At 60.8% G+C, this 18,806-nt stretch carries 15 protein-coding genes; 4 read left to right on the top strand and 11 right to left on the bottom strand.

Translation table 11 applies throughout. The features are described from left to right. Positions 1–20 precede the first annotated feature (20 nt). From V6Z53_RS04360 to V6Z53_RS04325, 8 genes are all read right to left on the bottom strand, one after another. Positions 21–1,616 carry an AAA family ATPase gene (locus tag V6Z53_RS04360; protein WP_338584312.1) on the bottom strand — a complete coding sequence of 532 codons (1,596 nt, stop codon included), beginning with the start codon at positions 1,614–1,616 and terminating at the stop codon, positions 21–23. Between the two features lie 10 nt (positions 1,617–1,626). Next, the gene (aroB, locus tag V6Z53_RS04355; RefSeq protein WP_338584310.1) at positions 1,627–2,727 is read right to left on the bottom strand and encodes a 3-dehydroquinate synthase; all 1,101 of its coding nucleotides are present in this window, start codon (positions 2,725–2,727) and stop codon (positions 1,627–1,629) included. 151 nt (positions 2,728–2,878) lie between these two features. Then, positions 2,879–3,397, bottom strand: a complete 519-nt coding sequence (gene aroK, locus V6Z53_RS04350; RefSeq protein WP_056725695.1) for a shikimate kinase AroK — start codon at positions 3,395–3,397, stop codon at positions 2,879–2,881. Positions 3,398–3,401: 4 nt separating this feature from the next. Then, positions 3,402–5,471 carry a type IV pilus secretin PilQ family protein gene (locus tag V6Z53_RS04345; protein WP_338584309.1) on the bottom strand — a complete coding sequence of 690 codons (2,070 nt, stop codon included), beginning with the start codon at positions 5,469–5,471 and terminating at the stop codon, positions 3,402–3,404. A gap of 13 nt (positions 5,472–5,484) precedes the next feature. Continuing rightward, positions 5,485–6,012: a pilus assembly protein PilP gene (locus V6Z53_RS04340; RefSeq protein ID WP_338584308.1), complete on the bottom strand. Its 528-nt coding sequence runs from the start codon at positions 6,010–6,012 to the stop codon at positions 5,485–5,487. Then, positions 6,009–6,632 carry a type 4a pilus biogenesis protein PilO gene (gene pilO / locus V6Z53_RS04335; protein ID WP_338584307.1) on the bottom strand — a complete coding sequence of 208 codons (624 nt, stop codon included), beginning with the start codon at positions 6,630–6,632 and terminating at the stop codon, positions 6,009–6,011. Before pilO ends, V6Z53_RS04340 begins: the two co-directional genes overlap by 4 nt. Next, positions 6,629–7,195, bottom strand: coding sequence for a PilN domain-containing protein (locus V6Z53_RS04330; protein ID WP_338584306.1), 567 nt, complete (start codon positions 7,193–7,195; stop codon positions 6,629–6,631). Before V6Z53_RS04330 ends, pilO begins: the two co-directional genes overlap by 4 nt. Beyond that, the gene (locus tag V6Z53_RS04325; protein ID WP_338584305.1) at positions 7,195–8,256 is read right to left on the bottom strand and encodes a pilus assembly protein PilM; all 1,062 of its coding nucleotides are present in this window, start codon (positions 8,254–8,256) and stop codon (positions 7,195–7,197) included. The genes V6Z53_RS04330 and V6Z53_RS04325 overlap by 1 nt, the downstream gene beginning before the upstream one ends. Positions 8,257–8,470: 214 nt before the next feature. Here V6Z53_RS04325 and V6Z53_RS04320 point away from each other — a divergent pair, with 214 nt between their 5' ends. Then, positions 8,471–10,912, top strand: a complete 2,442-nt coding sequence (locus V6Z53_RS04320; RefSeq protein ID WP_338584304.1) for a penicillin-binding protein 1A — start codon at positions 8,471–8,473, stop codon at positions 10,910–10,912. A 265-nt stretch (positions 10,913–11,177) separates the two neighbouring features. Here V6Z53_RS04320 and V6Z53_RS04315 read toward each other — a convergent pair whose 3' ends face one another. The 3 genes from V6Z53_RS04315 to rpmE all read right to left on the bottom strand — a co-directional run bounded on the left by V6Z53_RS04315 (position 11,178) and on the right by rpmE (position 13,677). Next, the gene (locus tag V6Z53_RS04315; RefSeq protein WP_217872650.1) at positions 11,178–12,446 is read right to left on the bottom strand and encodes a malic enzyme-like NAD(P)-binding protein; all 1,269 of its coding nucleotides are present in this window, start codon (positions 12,444–12,446) and stop codon (positions 11,178–11,180) included. A gap of 182 nt (positions 12,447–12,628) precedes the next feature. Then, positions 12,629–13,417 (bottom strand): thermonuclease family protein, encoded by a 789-nt coding sequence (locus V6Z53_RS04310; RefSeq protein WP_338584303.1) that lies wholly within the window; start codon positions 13,415–13,417, stop codon positions 12,629–12,631. Between the two features lie 26 nt (positions 13,418–13,443). Next, a complete protein-coding gene (rpmE, locus tag V6Z53_RS04305; protein ID WP_128606293.1) occupies positions 13,444–13,677 on the bottom strand; it encodes a 50S ribosomal protein L31 in 234 nt (77 codons plus the stop codon). A 166-nt stretch (positions 13,678–13,843) separates the two neighbouring features. Between rpmE and V6Z53_RS04300 the strand changes: the two genes are divergently transcribed. The 3 genes from V6Z53_RS04300 to V6Z53_RS04290 all read left to right on the top strand — a co-directional run bounded on the left by V6Z53_RS04300 (position 13,844) and on the right by V6Z53_RS04290 (position 18,734). Then, the gene (locus V6Z53_RS04300) at positions 13,844–16,063 is read left to right on the top strand and encodes a primosomal protein N' (protein WP_338584302.1); all 2,220 of its coding nucleotides are present in this window, start codon (positions 13,844–13,846) and stop codon (positions 16,061–16,063) included. 222 nt (positions 16,064–16,285) lie between these two features. Continuing rightward, positions 16,286–18,022, top strand: a complete 1,737-nt coding sequence (argS, locus tag V6Z53_RS04295; protein ID WP_338584300.1) for an arginine--tRNA ligase — start codon at positions 16,286–16,288, stop codon at positions 18,020–18,022. Between the two features lies 1 nt (position 18,023). Beyond that, entirely contained in the window at positions 18,024–18,734 is a 711-nt protein-coding gene (locus V6Z53_RS04290) for an SPOR domain-containing protein (RefSeq protein WP_338584299.1), read from the top strand. Positions 18,735–18,806: the final 72 nt, after the last annotated feature.

Here is an 18,806-nt window from a genome sequence, read left to right as displayed (position 1 = left end):
TGGGTAAGGCCGCCGAATCTTCAGCGAGCTGTGGCGAGTTCCTGTTGGACACTGGCGACAGAGCGTGGCCAAGGTTTACCAGCCTGAACCTTCGCTGGCAAGGCCTTGATGGCGGAAACAGCTGCATCACGGTTGGTGAAACTACCGTAGGTGATGACGTAAAGCGGCTTACCGTTCAGCACTTTCTTGAAGTAACGGTACTCGCCGCCCTGCTCCTTGACGAAGTTTTGCGCGGTCGCTTCGGAGCTGGTGCCGAGGATCTGCACCACGTAGTTACCCGGAGCCTGACCGGCGTACCAGGTGCCGCCAGCAGCCTTGGCTGTGGTGGCCGGTTTCTCGGCAGGCTTGGCAGCAGCGGCAACGGCCGGTTTGGCTGGCGCCGGAGCAGGCTTGGCGGCAGGTGCCGGAACCGGTGCCGGCTTCGCGGTGGCGACCTGAGTCGGCGCAGGCGTCGGTTTGGCCGCTGGCGTTGGCGCAGGGCCAGCCGGGACACCTGCGGGCGGTGCGGTGGTGGTAACGGTCGGCGGCGTTTCACTGGAACCTTCCAGCGGCACGCCATCGTCACCTTCGGTAATGCCACCGGCCGCTTCAGCCAGCGGACCGCGCATCACCGGCTGCGAATTACCGACCAACGGCAATGGCATCGGCTGCGTGTTGCCGGCGAATTCGACGGCTGGAGCACCGCCATTGGCTGTTGGTTGCCCTTGGCCCAGCGGCAGTTGTGCCTGTTCGTTGGCCGGAGCACCGGTGGTCGGCGCTTTGCTGCGACCTGGCATTAACCAGGCGGCGGCTACCGCGACCACGACGACGGCGGAAATCGCCAATACGTGTTTCTTCGGCATATTGAACCCCATACTTGGACGCTTGACCGCTGAGCGGCTGGCAATCATGGCTTCGATCATTGCATCGCGGGCAACCTGGTTGATATTGCCAGGCCAACCCTCGGAGCTTTCGTGAATATCAGAGATCTGATCCGCGGTGAAAAGTTCGATACCCCGGCCTGCGCCTTCAAGACGCTGGTCCAGATATTCGCGGGTCTCTTCTTCGGTGTACGGCTGCAGTTCGATGACGTGGAAGCGCTCTTCTTCAAGCTGCAAGGCCTCAAGCTGAGCGATCAGCGACGACTCACCGAACAGGAACACATGCGGACGACCTTCCGGGGCACCGGCGCCCAGCGCCATCAGGGCTTCGAGCGCTGATTCGTCGAGTTGCTCGGCATCATCCACCAGCAAATAGACTTCCTGACCGGTAAGCGCCAGTTGCACCACCTGAGCCAGAATCGCGTCGATCTCGGGCTGGGCAACGTCCAGCGCCTGGGCGACCTGACGCAGCACACCAGCCGCATCGCCGGCACCACGGGCGGAAACCACCACGCTCTGTACCGACTGCTTGTTGGTGCTGGCCACCAGCGCCTGACGCAGCAGGGTCTTGCCACTGCCATGCGGGCCAGTAACCACCAGCAACAACTGGCTGTAACGCGCCAGATGGTGCAGCTGCCCCAGCACGGGTTTGCGCTGGGCCGGGAAAAACTTGAAGCCAGGAACCCGTGGAGCAAAAGGGTCATGATTCAACTGGTAATGGCCGAGGAAAGCCTCGTCGGCATGCAAACTAGTCATCGCGTTCTTATTAACCTTTAAGCTGAGCCAGGGCGCGGTAATCCGCTCCCAGCGTGGCCTGTAGAACCTCTTTCGGATAATCGTCGGTCACCACCGCTTCGCCCATGTGGCGCAGCAGCACCAGGCGCAAACGACCGTCGATCACTTTTTTATCAATTGCCATGTGTTCGAGGAAATCGGCTTCGGTCATCTCTTCCGGCGGGATGACCGGCAGGCCTGCGCGCTGGAACAGGCGAATGCCGCGATCGCGTTCCTGTTCGGTGATCCAGCCCAGGCGCGCGGACATTTCCAGAGCCATTACGGTGCCAGCAGCAACCGCTTCGCCATGCAGCCATACACCGTAGCCCATATGGGTTTCGATGGCGTGACCAAACGTGTGGCCCAGGTTGAGCGTGGCACGCACACCGGTCTCTTTTTCGTCGGCGCCGACCACCGCAGCCTTGGCCGCACAGGAACGCTCGATGGCGTAGGTCAGGGCTTGCTGGTCCAGATTACGCAGGCGGTCGACGTTGTCTTCGAGCCAGGTCAGGAACGGCTCATCGCAAATCAAACCGTATTTGATGACTTCAGCCAGGCCGGCAGACAGCTCGCGGGCCGGCAAAGTGTTGAGAGAAGCAGTGTCGATCAGCACCACGTTCGGCTGATAGAAAGCGCCGACCATGTTCTTGCCCATCGGGTGATTGATGCCGGTCTTGCCGCCCACCGAAGAGTCGACTTGCGACAGCAACGTGGTCGGGACCTGAATGAAATCAACGCCACGCTGGTAGCAGGCGGCCGCAAAACCGGCCATGTCACCGATCACGCCGCCACCGAGGGCGATCACTGTCGTGCGACGGTCATGCCGTGCAGTCAGCAGACCATCGAAAATCAGTTGCAGGGTTTCCCAGGTCTTGAAGGCTTCGCCGTCGGGCAGCACCACGGAAATCACCGAGAACTGCGCGAGGCTGCGGGTCAGACGTTCGAGATAGAGCGGCGCAACGGTTTCGTTGGAGATGATCGCCACTTGCCGTCCGCGAATATGCGGGGCCAGCAGCTCAGGCTGATCCAACAAACCTTCGCCAATGTGAATCGGGTAGCTGCGCTCGCCTAGATCGACCTTGAGTGTCTGCATGTGTCCCCACAATGAAGATGGAATCAGGCATCGTGCCTTGAATTAACCAATGTCCACGGCGTCTGCTGGTGTGACGCCGCTCGGTAGCCGTTCGCCACAACCTTGAGCGGTCGTGGCAGGACGCCGAGGATAGCGCATTTCGTGCGGCGCTTTAACGCGGCGGCAGCTGCTGCAAGCGTTCGAGGATATCAAGCACGACCATCCGCGGCGGCCGCTCATCGGTTTCCACCACCAGATCGGCGATTTCCCGATAAAGCGGATCACGGATCGCCAGCAGATCCCGAAGGGTCTTGGCCGGATCAGCGGTACGCAACAAGGGGCGATTGCGGTCGCGGGAGGTGCGACCGACCTGCTGCTCCACAGAAGCATGCAGATAGACCACCCGCCCACCGGCGTGCAGCGCCCGACGATTGGCTTCGCGCATGACCGCGCCGCCGCCGGTCGCCAGCACCACGCCGTCGTAATCGCACAGTTCGGCAATCATTGCCTGCTCGCGATCACGAAAGCCCGGTTCGCCTTCCTTGTCGAAGATCCATGGGATATTGGCGCCCGTGCGTAATTCAATTTCCTTATCGGAATCTTTGAATGGCAAGCGCAGCTCTTTGGCCAGCAACCGGCCGATGGTGCTTTTTCCAGCGCCCATCGGTCCTACAAGAATCAAATTTCGCACAGAATCAACGACTCACAGCAATCGCCTGGTTATTCATGATACGCGGAGTGAGAAACACCAACAGCTCGGATTTTTTCTCCGAAACCACGTCACGCCGGAAAAGGCGGCCAAGATACGGCACATCGCCAAGAAATGGCACCTTATCTACAACCTTGCTTTGAGTATTTGAGAAAACACCACCAATGACGATGGTCTCGCCATCGTTGACCAGGACCTTGGCGTTGACCTCGTTTTTCTTGATCGGCGGCACATCCTGGACCTTGTTCAGGTAGTCCGGTTCGTCCTTGGTGACCTTGACCTCCATGATGATGCGGTTGTCCGGGGTAATTTGCGGCGTCACTTCCAGCGACAGCGAGGCCTCCTTGAACGACACCGAAGTCGCGCCACTGGAGCTGGCTTCCTGATAGGGAATCTCGGTGCCCTTGAGGATTTTCGCGGTTTCCTTGTCGGACGTGACCACTTTGGGTTGCGAGACGATTTCGCCGTTGCCGGTTTTCTCCATGGCCGTCAGTTCAAGGTCGAGCAAGACGTTGTCGGTGATGAACGCGATGCCGATTCCAGAGGTATTGTTGACTGCCCCCAAGTCGACGAACGGCGAATTGGTGCTGGTGCTCCCCGGCGTGCCGATGGTCGACGACGCGTTCGCACCATTGCTGACGCCTGAAGTGTTCCAGTTGCCCTTGTTCTGGATCGAACCACCCCAGCGCACGCCCAGGCTCTTGTCGTAATCAACGTTGGCTTCGACGATCCGCGCTTCGATCATCACCTGCCGTACCGGGATATCCAGCTGCGCCACGATCCGCCGCAATTCGTCGAGCCGGTCCTGAGTCTGGTAGGCAATGATGTTGTTGGTACGCTCATCGACGGTGATCGAACCCCGTTCGTCGATTTTCGCTTCGGCGCTGGTCACTGACTGGAACAGCTTGGCGATATCGGCTGCCTTGGCATAGTTGACTTGCAGTAGCTCGCGACGCAGAGGCGCAAGCTCGGCGATCTGCTTCTGCGACTCCAGTTCCTGGCGCTCCCGGGCAGCAATTTCATCCGCCGGCGCCACCAGCAGGACGTTGCCGATCTTGCGCTTGTCCAGGCCCTTGGTTTTCAGCACCAGATCCAGCGCCTGATCCCACGGCACATTTTGCAAACGCAGGGTAATGCCGCCCTGCACCGTGTCGCTGGCGACCAGATTGAGGTTGGTGAAGTCGGCGATCAGTTGCAGCACCGAGCGCACATCGATGTCCTGGAAATTCAACGAGAGTTTTTCGCCGCTGTAGGCGTAGCGGTCAGCATTGCGCTTTTGCAGGTCGTCGGCAGTCATCGGGCGGATGCTGACGGTCAGTTTGTTGTCGGTCTGGTAGGTCGAATAATCGAAGGCACCACTGGGCTCGATGGTGATGGTGGCCCTGTCGCCTGTAGCGCTGGCATTGACGAACTGCACGGGCGTGGCGAAGTCCTTGACGTCCAGGCGCACACGCAACGGCTCGGGCAGTCGGGTTCTGGCGAAACCGAGAATGATCTTGCCGTCGCGTTCCTGAATGTCTGGCGCGATGGACGGATCAGACAGGTCGACCACCACATTGCCTTCACCTTGGGTGCCGCGCTGGAAATCCACCGCGCGAATGGCCTTGGCCGTTGGCGCAACGGCGCGCGCCGGGGCCGGGGTGGCAACATTGGCCGGCCTCGGTGCCGGTTTTTTGCCTCCCTGCCCGATCACCACAAACAGGTTGTTGCCTTCGATCCGGGTGTCATACGGGGTCAATTGAGTGAGGTTGATGATCAGCCGTGTTCGGTCCTTGGCTTCCACCACCGTTGCGCTGCGGGCATTGCCGCCGCCCAGATCGCGGGTCTTGCTCGCCAGCTGACTGACGACACCGGGCAAGTCCAGCGCAATCCGCGCAGGCGATTCGGTGGTGTACCCGTGAGGCGCCGGGGGCGGTTCATCGAACGCCAACTTCAACTCGACGCGGTCGCCCGGCAGCGCTGCGACATCCAGCGCCTTGAGGTTGGCCGCTTGTACCATCGGCGACAGCAGCGCTATCCATAGCGACACTCCGAGGGTGGAGAAAATCCTGTTCATTTTTCGAGTTCCACTATGAGTGTTCTTTCAAAGGGAGGGTCCGCGGCCGTTCCAGCCAGGCACCTTCGCCATCCGGGACGATTTCCACCACATCGACTTGCGAGGCGTTGATGGCGACGATCCGCCCATCGTTGCGCCCCAGGTAATCGCCGACTTTCAGCCGATGCACACCGCCAGCGCCGCGCAACAGCGCGAAGGAGCCTGATGCATTGGAGATCGTGCCGACCATTTCAAACTGCTCGATATTGAAACCCTCGAGGTACTGCTTGACCCGATTGGGGTCAGGTTTGACATTGCGCGAACCATGCCTCTGCCCGGTCAGGTCGACTCTGACCTGTGGCGAAAACGGACTGCGCAGGTTGGCGGCGCTGTAGGTGAATGTCGGGTAAGACCGAAATGTCGGCGTTGGTTCAATCTTGCCCGGTGCCCGCAGGCGCATTTCGTTCATGTAGGCGTCCAGGTCGCTGACATCATCGCCGCCGTTACAACCGCTCAGGACCACCAGCAACACCGCCACGGAAAAACCACGAACAAGGCTCATTGATGCAGCCCCTTGTCGTTGTAGCGGTAGGTCTTGGCCAGGATACTCATGCGCAACTTTGTCCCGCCGTCAGGATTGACCGGCGCCAGGTCAAAATCATGCAGGGTGACGATGCGCGGCAGTCCGGCCACGCCGCTGACGAAAGTCGCCAGGTCGTGATAGGCACCGGTGACGGTGATCTGGATCGGCAATTCGATGTAGAACGGCTGGGTGACCTCAGGCAACAATTTGATTTCTTCAAACTCCAGGCCGCTGCCCAGGCCGGTGCGGGTGATGTCTTCGAGCAGACCGGGGACTTCGGTATCACTGGGCAGTTGCCGCAACAGCACGCCAAAGGAGTTCTCCATTTCCTTCATTTGCTGGGTGTACAACTCCAGATTCGCCGCCATATGAGCCTTGGTGGCGAACTGCTCTTTGAGCGTCGTTTCTTCCTCGCGCTTGAGGTCAAGCTGACTCTCAAGCTCACTCGTGGAAAAGCTGTAACCGAGCGCGAGCACCAGCATCATGACCAGCACGCTCACCAACACCTTGATCGCCGGCGGCCAGGAACCGATGTTGCTGGTATCCAGTTCGTTGATATCGATTTTGCGCAGCCCTTCGAACCAGGCGGACGGACTCATTTCCCATCCTCCACGGCGGCGGGCTGAGTCTGACGAACGGTCAGCTGAAAGACGTTGGCCTGATCCAGTTGGCCGGCGGTGGTCGCCTTGACCTCCGTCAGGCTCGGCGCATCGAACCAGTCCGACGCATCGAGGTTGCGCATCAGGTCGGAAACACGGTTGTTGGATTCCGCCGCGCCAGTGATGGACAAGGTCTTGCCATCCATTTTCACTTCCGTGAAATACACACCGTCGGGCAGGGTCCGGGCCAATTGATCAAAAATTCGCCCGCTGATCGGCCGGTTGCCTTGCAGGTCCTGGATGATGCGCATGCGCTCGACCAATTGCTGGCGGCGGGCCTTGAGATCGCTGATCTGCTTGATCCGCTCGTCGACCACGACAATCTGCTTGCCGATGTAATCGTTGCGCGCCACCTGCCGGTCGATGGCACTGTTGATCGCCTGATTGGCGATCAATACAGCCCCTGCCGACCCCACGAGCACGCCAGCCAGAATCAATAAAAAGCGTTTGCGGCGTTGTTCGCGCAGCTCTTCGCGCCAAGGTAAAAGATTGATCCGCGCCATCAGTCGAAACTCCTGAGGGCCAGCCCGCAGGCGATCATCATGGCTGGTGCGTCGCTGCCTAACGCCGCGGCGTTGACCTTGCTGCTCAGCGTCATCTCGGCAAACGGATTGGCCACCTGCGTCGGCGTACCCAATTGCTGCTCGATCAAGCGATCCAGACCGGGAACAGACGCAGTGCCGCCGGCCAGCAAAATGTGATCGACCGAGTGGTACTGACCGGAAGCGAAGAAAAACTGCAGCGAACGCGAGACCTGCTGCACCAAGGCCTCGCGAAATGGCTGCAACACTTCACTGACGTAATCGTCAGGCAAACCGCCCTGCTTCTTCGCCAACCCCGCCTGCTCGACGGTCATCCCGTATCGCCGCTGAATCTCTTCGGTCAATTGGCGACCGCCGAACAATTGTTCGCGGGTATAAATGATGCGCCCGTTCAGCAGCACGCTCAGGGTGGTCATGGTCGCGCCGATGTCGACCACTGCCACCAGACGCTCCCGGGAGCTGGCCAATTGATTCGTCAGCAGGCCGAACGATCGCTCCAGGGCATAAGCTTCGACATCGACTACACGAGCGGTCAGGCCGGCCAGGGCCAGGGCCGCTTCGCGCACCTCGACGTTTTCCTTGCGACAGGCCGCGAGCAGCACATTGACCCGCTCGGGGTTGCGCACTGACGCGCCCTGGACTTCGAAGTCGATGGCGACCTCGTCCAACGGATAAGGGATGTACTGATCGGCCTCGATCTTCAGCTGACTTTCCATTTCGTCGTCGGAAAGACCGGCATCCATCTCGATGGTCTTGGTGATCACCGCCGAACCGGCCACGGCCACGGCAACGTTCTTGAGGCTGGTCCTGGCCTTGATCAGTACACGAGAAAGGGCTTGGCCCACACCTTCGAGCTCGGCGATGTTTTTCTCGATCACCGCACTGGCAGGCAGCGGCTCGACCGCGTAGGCCTCGACCCGATAGCGGTCGCCCTGGCGGCTCAGCTCAAGGAGCTTCACCGAAGTGGAGCTGATGTCGATCCCTAAAAGCGTATTGGCTTTTTTATTGAAGAGTCCTGGCACTAGCAATTCCCTATGACTATCCGTGAGTTACGGACTCTGTAATGTGTGTTGCGTTCCCTCCGCCCGTCTTGACAGCAGCCGCCAATGACGCCTGCGCCGGAAAAATGCTTATAATGCCCAGCGTTTTTTTCCGCTTATTCTCAAGCGCGGGTCGTTCGCCTTTAGCCTGAACCCTGATGCGTAATTCATTCTTTGCCCTGGATATCCAAAAGCCTTGATTCGTCTGCTGAAATTTTTCGGTTGGTCCATCGTCGCGGTTTTCTGCGGACTGCTTTTGGGTCTGAGCGGGGCGTTTCTTTACCTTAGCCCCGGATTGCCGTCCGTGGAGGCGCTGCGAAGCATCCAGTTGCAGATTCCATTGCGGGTCTACAGCAGCGACAACAAGTTGATCGCAGAATTCGGCGAAATGCGCCGCACACCGATCCGTTTCGCCGACATTCCCCCCAATTTCATTAATGCGTTACTAAGTGCTGAAGACGATAACTTCGCCAACCACTATGGCGTCGATCCCAGCAGCCTGATGCGGGCCGCCACCCAATTGGTCAAAAGCGGCCACATCCAGTCCGGCGGCAGCACCATCACCATGCAGGTGGCGAAGAACTTCTTCCTGACCAGCGAACGCAGCTTCTCGCGCAAAACCACAGAAATCCTCCTGGCATTGCAGATCGAACGGCAGCTGACCAAGGACGAAATCCTTGAGCTGTACGTCAACAAGATCTATCTGGGCAACCGCGCCTACGGCATCGAGGCGGCGGCGCAGGTCTATTACGGCAAGTCGATTCGTGACGTCAGCCTGGCGCAGATGGCGATGATCGCCGGCCTGCCAAAGGCCCCGTCGCGCTTCAACCCGTTGGCCAACCCGGCCCGCAGCAAGGAACGTCGCGACTGGATCCTGGGGCGCATGTACAAGCTCGGCAAAATTACCGAAGCCGATTACACCACCGCGATCAACGAGCCGCTGAACGCCAGCTATCACGTGCCGACCCCGGAAGTGAACGCGCCTTACATCGCCGAAATGGCCCGTGCCGAAATGGTCGGTCGCTATGGCAGCGACGCGTACACCGAGGGTTTCCGCGTCACCACCACGGTGCCGAGCAACCTTCAGGAAATGGCCAATACCGCCGTCCATGAAGGCTTGATGACTTACGACCAGCGTCACGGCTATCGCGGCCCTGAATCGCGCCTGCCGGGCAAGACCCGTGAAGCGTGGGCCACCGAACTGACCAAGCAGCGCATCATCAGCAGCCTTGAGCCGGCCATCGTCACCCAGGTCGACAAGACCGGTCTGCAAGTGCTGACCCGCACCGGACAGGAGCACGTCAACTGGGACACCATGAAGTGGGCTCGCCCGTTCCTGAACACCAACAGCATGGGCGCCAATCCGAAGCAGCCTTCGGACGTGGCACAGGTCGGTGATCTGATCCGCGTGCAACGCCAGCCGGACAATTCGCTGAAGTTCAGCCAGATCCCGCAAGCCCAGGGCGCGCTGGTTTCCCTCGACCCGCAAAATGGCGCGATCCGCTCGCTGGTCGGTGGTTTTGCCTTCGAGCAGAGCAATTACAACCGCGCGTTGCAGGCCAAGCGCCAGCCGGGTTCGAGCTTCAAACCGTTCGTCTACGCCGCCGCGCTGGATAACGGCTACACCGCTGCCAGCCTGGTCAACGATGCACCGATCGTGTTCGTCGACGAATACCTGGACAAGGTCTGGCGTCCGAAGAACGACACCAACACTTTCCTCGGTCCGATTCGTCTACGTGAGGCGCTGTACAAGTCGCGCAACCTGGTGTCGATCCGCTTGCTGCAGGCGATGGGCGTTGGCAAGACCATCGACTACATCACCCGCTTCGGCTTCAACAAGCAGGACTTGCCACCCAACCTGTCCCTCGCACTGGGCACCGCAACCCTGACGCCGATGGAAATCGCCACGGGCTGGAGCACCTTTGCCAACGGTGGCTACAAGATCACCCCGTACATCATCGACAAGGTCGAAAGCCGCAATGGCGACACGCTGTTCGTCGCCAATCCGCCGAGCGTTCCAAAAGGCGGCGCGGCCACCGATGGTATCGCCGCGCCAGTCGCCGAGGCCTTTACGGTCAACGCGACACCGGCCGATGCACTGACCGCCCAACCGACGCCGCAGGCACCCGCGGTGGCTGAACGCATCGTTGATGGCCGTACGACTTACATCCTCAACAGCATGCTCGAGGACGTGATCAAGCTCGGCACCGGTCGTCGTGCCCTGGCCCTGGGCCGTAGCGACATTGCCGGCAAGACCGGCACCACCAACGAATCCAAGGACGCCTGGTTCTCCGGTTACAACGCCGATTACGTGACCACGGTCTGGACCGGTTTTGACCAGCCTGAAAGCCTCGGCCGCAAGGAATTCGGCGGCACCGTCGCGCTGCCGATCTGGATGAACTACATGGGCGCCGCCCTCAAGGACCTGCCGCCTCACACGCAGCCAGAGCCGGAAGGCATCCTGAGCCTGCGCGTCGACCCGGTCAGTGGCCGTGCGGCCTCCCCGAGCACGCCTGGGGCTTACTTCGAACTGTTCAAGGCCGAAGATACGCCACCGTCGGTGAATGAGCTGGGCAACGGCAATGCGCCGGGCAGCCCGCTGCCGGCGGATGAGCAGGCGCCGATCGATTTGTTCTGATCCCAGCCACATTGAAAAGCCCCGCCTTCGAGAGAAGTGCGGGCTTTTTTTGCCTGCCGGTTTTGATGTTGCCTGGTCCGGCCTCTTCGCGAGCAAGCCCGCTCCCACAGTGGGCGATGGTGTACATCGAGTTTATGTACGCCGCTGATTCCTGTGGGAGCGGGCTTGCTCGCGAAGGGGCCCTGACAGCCCATGCAAAACCCTCAGGCACAAAAAAGCCCCGACTCTCACGAGCCAGGGCTTTCGGTTGAAGCGCTACAACGACTTAGCCGTTGAACACGTCATCCACGCTTTTCAGCGGGTAGTTCTTCGGATACGGCAGGGTCGCCACACCAGTCTCGATGGCGGCTTTGGCCACAGCGTCGGAGATCAGGGTGATCAGACGGGCATCCATTGGCTTCGGAATGATGTACTCACGACCGAATTCCAGCTTGATGCCGCCGTAGGCGTCGCACACTTCCTGAGGAACCGGCAGCTTGGCCAGTTCGCGCAGGGCGTTGGCCGCAGCCACTTTCATTTCTTCGTTGATGCGCTTGGCGCGAACGTCCAGGGCACCACGGAAGATGAACGGGAAGCCCAGTACGTTGTTGACCTGGTTCGGGTAGTCCGAACGGCCGGTGGCCATGATCACGTCGTTACGGGTGGCGTGTGCCAGTTCCGGGGAGATTTCCGGATCAGGGTTGGAGCACGCGAACACGATCGGGTTAGGCGCCATCGACAGCAGGCCTTCAGCGCTCAGCAGGTTCGGACCGGACAGGCCAACGAACACGTCAGCACCTTGCAGCGCGTCAGCCAGGGTGCGCTTGTCGGTCGCGTGAGCGAAGACAGCCTTGTACTGGTTCAGGTCGTCACGGCCGGAGTGGATCACGCCGGTACGGTCGATCATGTAGATGTTTTCGATGTTGGCGCCCATGCTCACCAGCAATTTCATGCAGGAGATGGCGGCAGCACCGGCGCCCAGGCAGACGATCTTGGCTTCCGGCAGGGTTTTGCCGGCGATTTCCAGGGCGTTGATCATGCCGGCCGCGGTCACGATAGCGGTGCCGTGCTGGTCATCGTGGAATACCGGAATATCGCACTGCTCGATCAGAGCGCGTTCGATCTCAAAGCACTCAGGCGCCTTGATGTCTTCCAGGTTGATGCCACCGAAAGTGATGGAGATGCGCTTGACGGTGTCGATGAAGGCTTGCGGGCTTTCGGAGTCGACTTCGATGTCGAAAACGTCGATGCCGGCGAAGCGCTTGAACAGCACGCCTTTACCTTCCATCACTGGCTTGGAGGCCAATGGGCCGAGGTTACCCAGGCCGAGAATCGCGGTGCCATCGGAAATGACTGCAACCAGGTTGCCCTTGCCGGTGTATTTGTAGGCCAGTTCAGGATCGCGGGCGATTTCGCGTACTGGTTCGGCTACGCCGGGGCTGTAGGCCAGCGACAGGTCGCGGGCGGTAGCGGTGGCCTTGGTGAGCTCGACACTCAGCTTCCCTGGACGAGGATTGGCGTGATATTCGAGAGCGGCAGTTTTCAGATCAGACATTTTGGCATTCCGCTTTTACTGTTGGACAGACTGGTCAGCGAGGATACGCGCCTCGCAAAATCCCCACAAGACTGACCGGTCACCCCTGTCAAGCGCCCGGCCTTACGACTTTGGGCCAAGAGCCGCGGAACACAAGGGATGGACTGTTCACAATCGCCAGAAAAAATGTCTACAATTCTCTATCACTGCATCACTTGCAGCATCGCCGGATCCGTCAGCGGCAACATCCAGCGCGCCTGACCATCCTTGAGCCCGCCGCGGCGTGAACGATCCAGCACCCAGCCACGCGCCTCGATTTGCCTGCCTTTGAGCTTTTCAAGCGCGGCCGCATCGAAACGGGCCAGCAAATTGGGTGCAACGCGCAATACAACCGAATCCTGCAATTCGATCCAAACCCCGCCACGATTACGCTGAACCTTGCTAACACGACCGCTGAGCACGGCAAAACCGGACGCGCTGATCTGATCCGCTTTCAGTACAGGTGACTGTCGCCATACGCCGAGCCCGGCCTGGCGGGCACTGCGTTCCGCCGCTTGCTGACAGTCGACCAGATCGACATTAGGAGGAACCGCCACCAGAAAACCGAGACCTTCGGCGATCATTTGCGCTTCGAGATTGGCACCGTCGGCGCTGTAGACATGGGCCAGGGTTCGGCCGTAATGGTCTTTGCTTTCTTTTCCGGGCAGCAAACCGACCCGCCCATCGCTCGCCGCCACCAACGCTTCAAGGCGTTTGCGCGCGGCCACGGCGAACGGCTCGTCGGAGCGGCCTTTCTTGCCCAGCTCCGGCGTGTTCAAGCCGATCATGCGCACGCTGCGACCGTCGTTGAGGCGTAGCGTGTCGCCATCGACTACCCGCTGCACCGCAACCGGTGTCAGGCCACCCGGCGCCGGGCAGAAAGCCTGGGCCGCGGAGAGCCAAATCGCAGACACAAAAAAGGCGCCCACAAGGGACGCCTTTTTCATCAGCATGGAAAAGCCCACCGGGCCCTTCAACCTTACTCTGCAGCAGCAGGAGCTTTGGTTTTGCCGAAAGCACCGAAACGGTCGGCGAAGCGCTGAACGCGGCCGCCAGTGTCCAGAGTCTTTTGCTTACCGGTGTAGAACGGGTGGCATTCGTTGCAAACGTCGATCGCCAGGGCTTTGCCGAAGGTCGAACGGGTTTCGAACTTGTTGCCGCAGCTGCAGGTAACAGCAACTGCTGGGTATTCTGGATGGATATCAGCTTTCATGGTGTCTTCCTCAGGCTAGCGTGCCGCCACCCAACACTATTGTTGAATACCGCACGTGATTAGGCCGCGGATTCTACCAGACAATGCCAATCACGCAAGCTGTCCCTCAAACCGGTCGTCTGCTAGGCTCGCGGCCTGCCACTTCACCCCTTCATTGAGAAAACGCGTGCCCGACGCCATTCTGCGCCTCGCCCTGCCATCGCCTCTGCGCCGCCTGTTCGATTACCGCGCGCCGGCCGGTGTCCTGCGCGCGCAATTGCATCCCGGCATGCGCCTGCGGGTGCCGTTCGGACGTCGGGAAATGATCGGGATTCTGGTGGAAGTCACCGACACCAGCGAAGTCCCCGCCGAAAAACTCAAGCCGGCGCTGGCCCTGCTCGACGCCACACCACCGTTGCCGCCTGCGCTGTTCAAGCTGTGTCTGTGGACTTCCCAGTACTACCAGCACAGCCTCGGCGACACCTTGAGTTGGGCGCTTCCGGTGCTGCTGCGTCAGGGTGAGCTGGCTGAACCACGCCAGGAGCGCTTCTGGTCTGCCGCGCCAGGCGCGAGCCTTGATGACCCGCGTATCGCCCGCGCCCCGCGCCAGCGTGAAGCCCTGGCGACACTGGCGCAGCATCCCCACGGCGTGGCCCATCAGCTGCTGAGCAAATTGATGCTGAGCAAGGACAGCCTCGATTTGCTGCTGGCCAAGGATCTGGTGCAAGTCGAGGTCCGCAAGCACGCCCCCGGCGCCCGGCACGAACACTGGCTGGCGCAGCCGGAGCTGCCGCTCAACCCGGAACAGCGAGCAGCTTATGAAGCGATCCGCGCCGGGTTCGACAGTTATCACGCGTTCCTGCTGGCCGGCGTCACCGGCAGCGGCAAGACCGAAGTGTATTTGCAGTTGATCCGCGAAACCCTGCAGGCCGGCAAGCAAGCGCTGGTGCTGATCCCGGAAATCAACCTCGGCCCGCAAACCCTGGCGCGCTTCGAGCAGCGCTTCAATGCGCGCATCGCGCTGATCCACTCGGCGGTCAACGATCGCGAACGCCTCGAAGCGTGGCTCGCTGCTCGAGACGGCGAGGCCGACATCATTATCGGCACCCGTTCGGCGCTGTTCACGCCGATGAAAAACCCGGGGCTGATCATCATCGACGAGGAACACGACGGCTCCTATAAACAGCAGGAAGGTTTGCGTTACCACGCTCGCGACCTTGCATTGGTGCGGGCACGGCAGGAAAACATTCCGATTGTGCTCGGCTCCGCCACACCTTCACTGGAAAGCCTGCACAACGCCTACACCGGTCGTTATGGGCTCCTCCGCCTGAATGAGCGCGCTGGTGGTGCCAAGCAACCACGCTTCCTGCGTCTGGACGTGAAAAGTCGCCCGCTGGACAGCGGCATTTCCGGGCCGATGCAACAGGCCATCGGCCAGACACTCGCCGCCGGCCAGCAAGTGCTGGTATTCCTTAATCGCAGAGGCTTCGCGCCGACGCTGCTTTGCCACGACTGCGGCTGGATGTCCGAATGCCAGCGCTGCGATGCGCGCATGACCGTGCACCAGCGCCATGGCGAATTGCGCTGCCACCATTGCGGTTATGTCGAACGCGTCCCGCGCCAGTGCCCGAAGTGCAACAAGGTCGATTTGCGTCCGGTGGGCGCCGGCACCGAACGGGCCGAAGAGCGCCTGAAAATCCTGTTCCCGGACTATCCGGTGCTGCGCGTCGACCGCGATAGCACCTCGCGTAAAGACGCGATGAACCAGTTGTTCGCGACCATTCAAAAGGGTCAGCCGTGCATTTTGATCGGCACCCAGATGCTTGCCAAAGGGCACCACTTTCCGCGAGTGACGCTGGTGTCGATTCTCGACGCCGACGGCGGGCTGTTCTCCGGCGACTTCCGCGCCAGCGAGCGCATGGCGCAATTGATCGTCCAGGTCGCCGGCCGCGCTGGCCGGGCCGAAGAGCCGGGCAAAGTGATCATCCAGACGCACCTGGCCGACCATCCGCTGCTGGTGCAATTGACCGAGCAAGGCTACTTCGCCTTCGCCGAACAGGCCTTGAGCGAGCGGCGTGCGGCGGGCCTGCCGCCGTTTGCGCATCTGGCGTTGCTGCGCGCTGAAGCGCATAAGCCGGGACAGGCCGAAGGCTTTCTCGATGAGGCGTGCAGCGAGGCTGAGCGCTTGCTGGCCGAGCAGAATCTGAGCGGGATTGAACTGCTGGGCCCGGTGCCGGCGCCGATGGAACGACGGGCCGGGCGTTATCGCGCGCAACTATTGTTGCAGGCTACGGCGCGGGCGCCTTTGCATCGCTTGCTGGCGAGCTGGTTGCTGGTGCTGGAGCAGATGCCGAGTGGGCGGGCGGTGCGTTGGTCTCTGGATGTTGATCCGGTCGATTTGTATTGACCGAGAGATCGCCGTTGAATGTGTAGGAGCAAGGCTTGCCCGCGATAGCGATCTCAAGGGCGCCATCGCGGGCAAGCCTTGCTCCTGCAAATGAAGGCATTTGTCACCACACATCCACAACCTGCCTGCTAAGGTTGGCAAGCCCGCCTCGGCAACGGATAATGCCCAGTTTTTCCACCAGCGCATGATGCGCCGCCGCGCCAGCGGTCGAAAGAGAAGACCATGAAAGACACCATTCGCCAGCTGATCCAACAAGCCATCACCCAACTCGTCAACGAAGGTGTGTTGCCTGAAGGCCTGTCGCCGGCGATCCAGGTGGAAAATTCTCGCGACAAGAAGAACGGCGACTTCGCCAGCAACATCGCCATGATGCTGGCCAAACCGGCCGGCATGAAGCCGCGTGATCTGGCGGAAAAAATCATCGCCGCGCTGCCGGCTGACGAAAACATCTCCAAGGCCGAGATCGCAGGTCCTGGCTTCCTCAATTTCTTCCAGAACACCGATGCCCTGGCTTCGCGCCTGGACGCCGCGCTGGCCGATGCCAACATCGGCGTGCGCAAGGCCGGTCCCGTGCAGCGCACCGTGGTCGACCTGTCGGCCCCGAACCTGGCCAAGGAAATGCACGTCGGCCACTTGCGTTCGACCATCATTGGCGACGGCGTGGCCCGCGTTCTGGAATTCCTCGGCGACACCGTGATCCGTCAGAACCACGTCGGCGACTGGGGCACCCAGTTCGGCATGCTGATGGCGTACCTCCAGGAAAACCCGGTCACCAGCGACGAGCTGTCGGACCTGGAAAACTTCTACCGCGCCGCCAAGCAACGCTTCGACGAATCCGAAGAGTTCGCCGACCGCGCCCGTGGCCTGGTGGTCAAGTTGCAGGCCGGCGATGCCGATTGCCTGGCGCTGTGGACCAAGTTCAAGGACATCTCGCTGTCGCACTGCCAGAAAATCTACGAACTGCTCAACGTCAAACTGACCATGGCCGACGTGATGGGCGAAAGCGCCTACAACGACGACCTGATCAACGTGGTCAACGACTTGAAGGCCGCGGGCATGCTGGTCGAGAGCAACGGCGCCCAGTGCGTGTTCCTCGACGAGTTCAAGAATGCCGATGGCGATCCGCTGCCGGTGATCATCGTCAAGGCTGACGGCGGTTACCTCTATGCCACCACCGACCTCGCGGCCGTGCGCTACCGCAGCGGCACGCTCAAGGCTGATCGCGCGCTGTACTTCGTCGACCAGCGTCAGGCGCTGCACTTCCAGCAAGTGTTCGCCGTGGCACGCAAGGCCGGCTTCGTGACGCACCCGATGGAAATGGAACACATGGGCTTCGGCACCATGAACGGCGCCGACGGCCGTCCGTTCAAGACGCGCGATGGCGGAACCGTAAAGCTGATCGACCTGCTGACCGAAGCCCAGGAACGCGCCTACACCCTGGTGAAGGACAAGAACCCGGAACTGGCTGAAGCCGACCTGCGCAACATCGCCAAGGTCGTGGGCATTGGCGCGGTGAAATACGCCGACCTGTCCAAGCACCGTACGAGCGACTACAGCTTCAACTTCGACCTGATGCTGAACTTCGAAGGCAACACCGCGCCGTACCTGCTCTACGCCTACACCCGCGTGGCCGGGGTGTTCCGCAAGCTCGGCAAGGACTTCAGCGAAGTCGAAGGCCAGATCGTGCTCGAAGCACCGCATGAACACGAGCTGGCTGCGAAACTCGCGCAGTTCGGCGAAGTGCTGAACAACGTGTCCGAGAAAGGCACGCCGCACATCCTCTGCACTTACCTGTACGACGTCGCAGGCCTGTTCTCCAGCTTCTACGAGAACTGCCCGATCCTCGCTGCCGACACCCCGGAACAAATGCAGAGCCGCCTGCGCCTCGCCGCGCTGACCGGACGAACTCTCAAGCAAGGCCTGGAACTCTTGGGTCTGGAAACTCTGGAGCGTATGTAAGTTGGCTGCCAAGAAAAAACCTGCACCCAAGCGTGGCGCCAGCCGTTACCAAGCTCCAGCGAAGCAACCGATCCCGGGTTGGCTGTGGATGGCCATCGGCCTGACGGTCGGCGCATTCATCGTGTTCCTGATGAAACTGGAACCTGGGAAGGGCAGCGACACGGTCAAACGCGAGAAGGTCGAACAGCAACAGAAAGCCACCAAGATCGCCGAGGCCAACAAGACCCCGCCGAGCCCGACGCAACCGGTGAAGCCGAAGTACGACTTCTACACCCTGTTGCCAGAATCGGAAGTCATCGTGCCGCCGGATGCCGTGCCGGAAAAAACCCTGCCGACACCGCAAGTGCCGGCCATCCCGACCACGCCGGTGACGCCGGCCGAAGCGGCGAAGATCGACACCGCCCGCGCCCAGGCCGCACTGGCCGGGATTACACCGCCACCACCGCCGCCGGTCACCAAAGCGGCGCCGGTGACCAAGTTCTTCCTGCAAGCCGGTTCGTTCCGCAAGGAGACTGACGCCGACAAGGTTCGGGCGCAGATCATTCTGCTCGGCCAGGCTGTGGCGGTGGAATCGGGCACGGTGAAGGATGAGACGTGGTATCGGGTTCTGGTCGGGCCGTTCAGCAACCGCGAGCAACTGACCACCGCACAGAAACAACTGGCCGGCGCCGGTTTCAGCAACCTGCTGTTACAACAACGCCAGAGCCGCTGATCCCTTCAGAAACACCGCGTCATCGTTCATCGCGGGCAAGCCTTGCTCCTACAGGATTTGCACAAAACCTGT

It is taken from the genome of Pseudomonas sp. MAG733B (genome assembly GCF_036884845.1).
Lineage (GTDB): Bacteria > Pseudomonadota > Gammaproteobacteria > Pseudomonadales > Pseudomonadaceae > Aquipseudomonas.
Note: the sequence above shows the minus strand (reverse complement) of the source record. Positions and strands in the feature narration are given on the sequence as shown.

What these genes read in the sequence shown, in the direction of transcription:
- argS (WP_338584300.1), top strand. Translation starts at nt 16,286, where the DNA reads ATGAAAGACACCATTCGCCAGCTGATCCAACAAGCCATCACCCAACTC.
- V6Z53_RS04315 (WP_217872650.1), bottom strand. Translation starts at nt 12,446, where the DNA reads ATGTCTGATCTGAAAACTGCCGCTCTCGAATATCACGCCAATCCTCGT.
- V6Z53_RS04310 (WP_338584303.1), bottom strand. Translation starts at nt 13,417, where the DNA reads ATGCTGATGAAAAAGGCGTCCCTTGTGGGCGCCTTTTTTGTGTCTGCG.
- pilO (WP_338584307.1), bottom strand. Translation starts at nt 6,632, where the DNA reads ATGAGTCCGTCCGCCTGGTTCGAAGGGCTGCGCAAAATCGATATCAAC.
- V6Z53_RS04330 (WP_338584306.1), bottom strand. Translation starts at nt 7,195, where the DNA reads ATGGCGCGGATCAATCTTTTACCTTGGCGCGAAGAGCTGCGCGAACAA.
- rpmE (WP_128606293.1), bottom strand. Translation starts at nt 13,677, where the DNA reads ATGAAAGCTGATATCCATCCAGAATACCCAGCAGTTGCTGTTACCTGC.
- V6Z53_RS04360 (WP_338584312.1), bottom strand. Translation starts at nt 1,616, where the DNA reads ATGACTAGTTTGCATGCCGACGAGGCTTTCCTCGGCCATTACCAGTTG.
- aroB (WP_338584310.1), bottom strand. Translation starts at nt 2,727, where the DNA reads ATGCAGACACTCAAGGTCGATCTAGGCGAGCGCAGCTACCCGATTCAC.
- V6Z53_RS04340 (WP_338584308.1), bottom strand. Translation starts at nt 6,012, where the DNA reads ATGAGCCTTGTTCGTGGTTTTTCCGTGGCGGTGTTGCTGGTGGTCCTG.
- V6Z53_RS04345 (WP_338584309.1), bottom strand. Translation starts at nt 5,471, where the DNA reads ATGAACAGGATTTTCTCCACCCTCGGAGTGTCGCTATGGATAGCGCTG.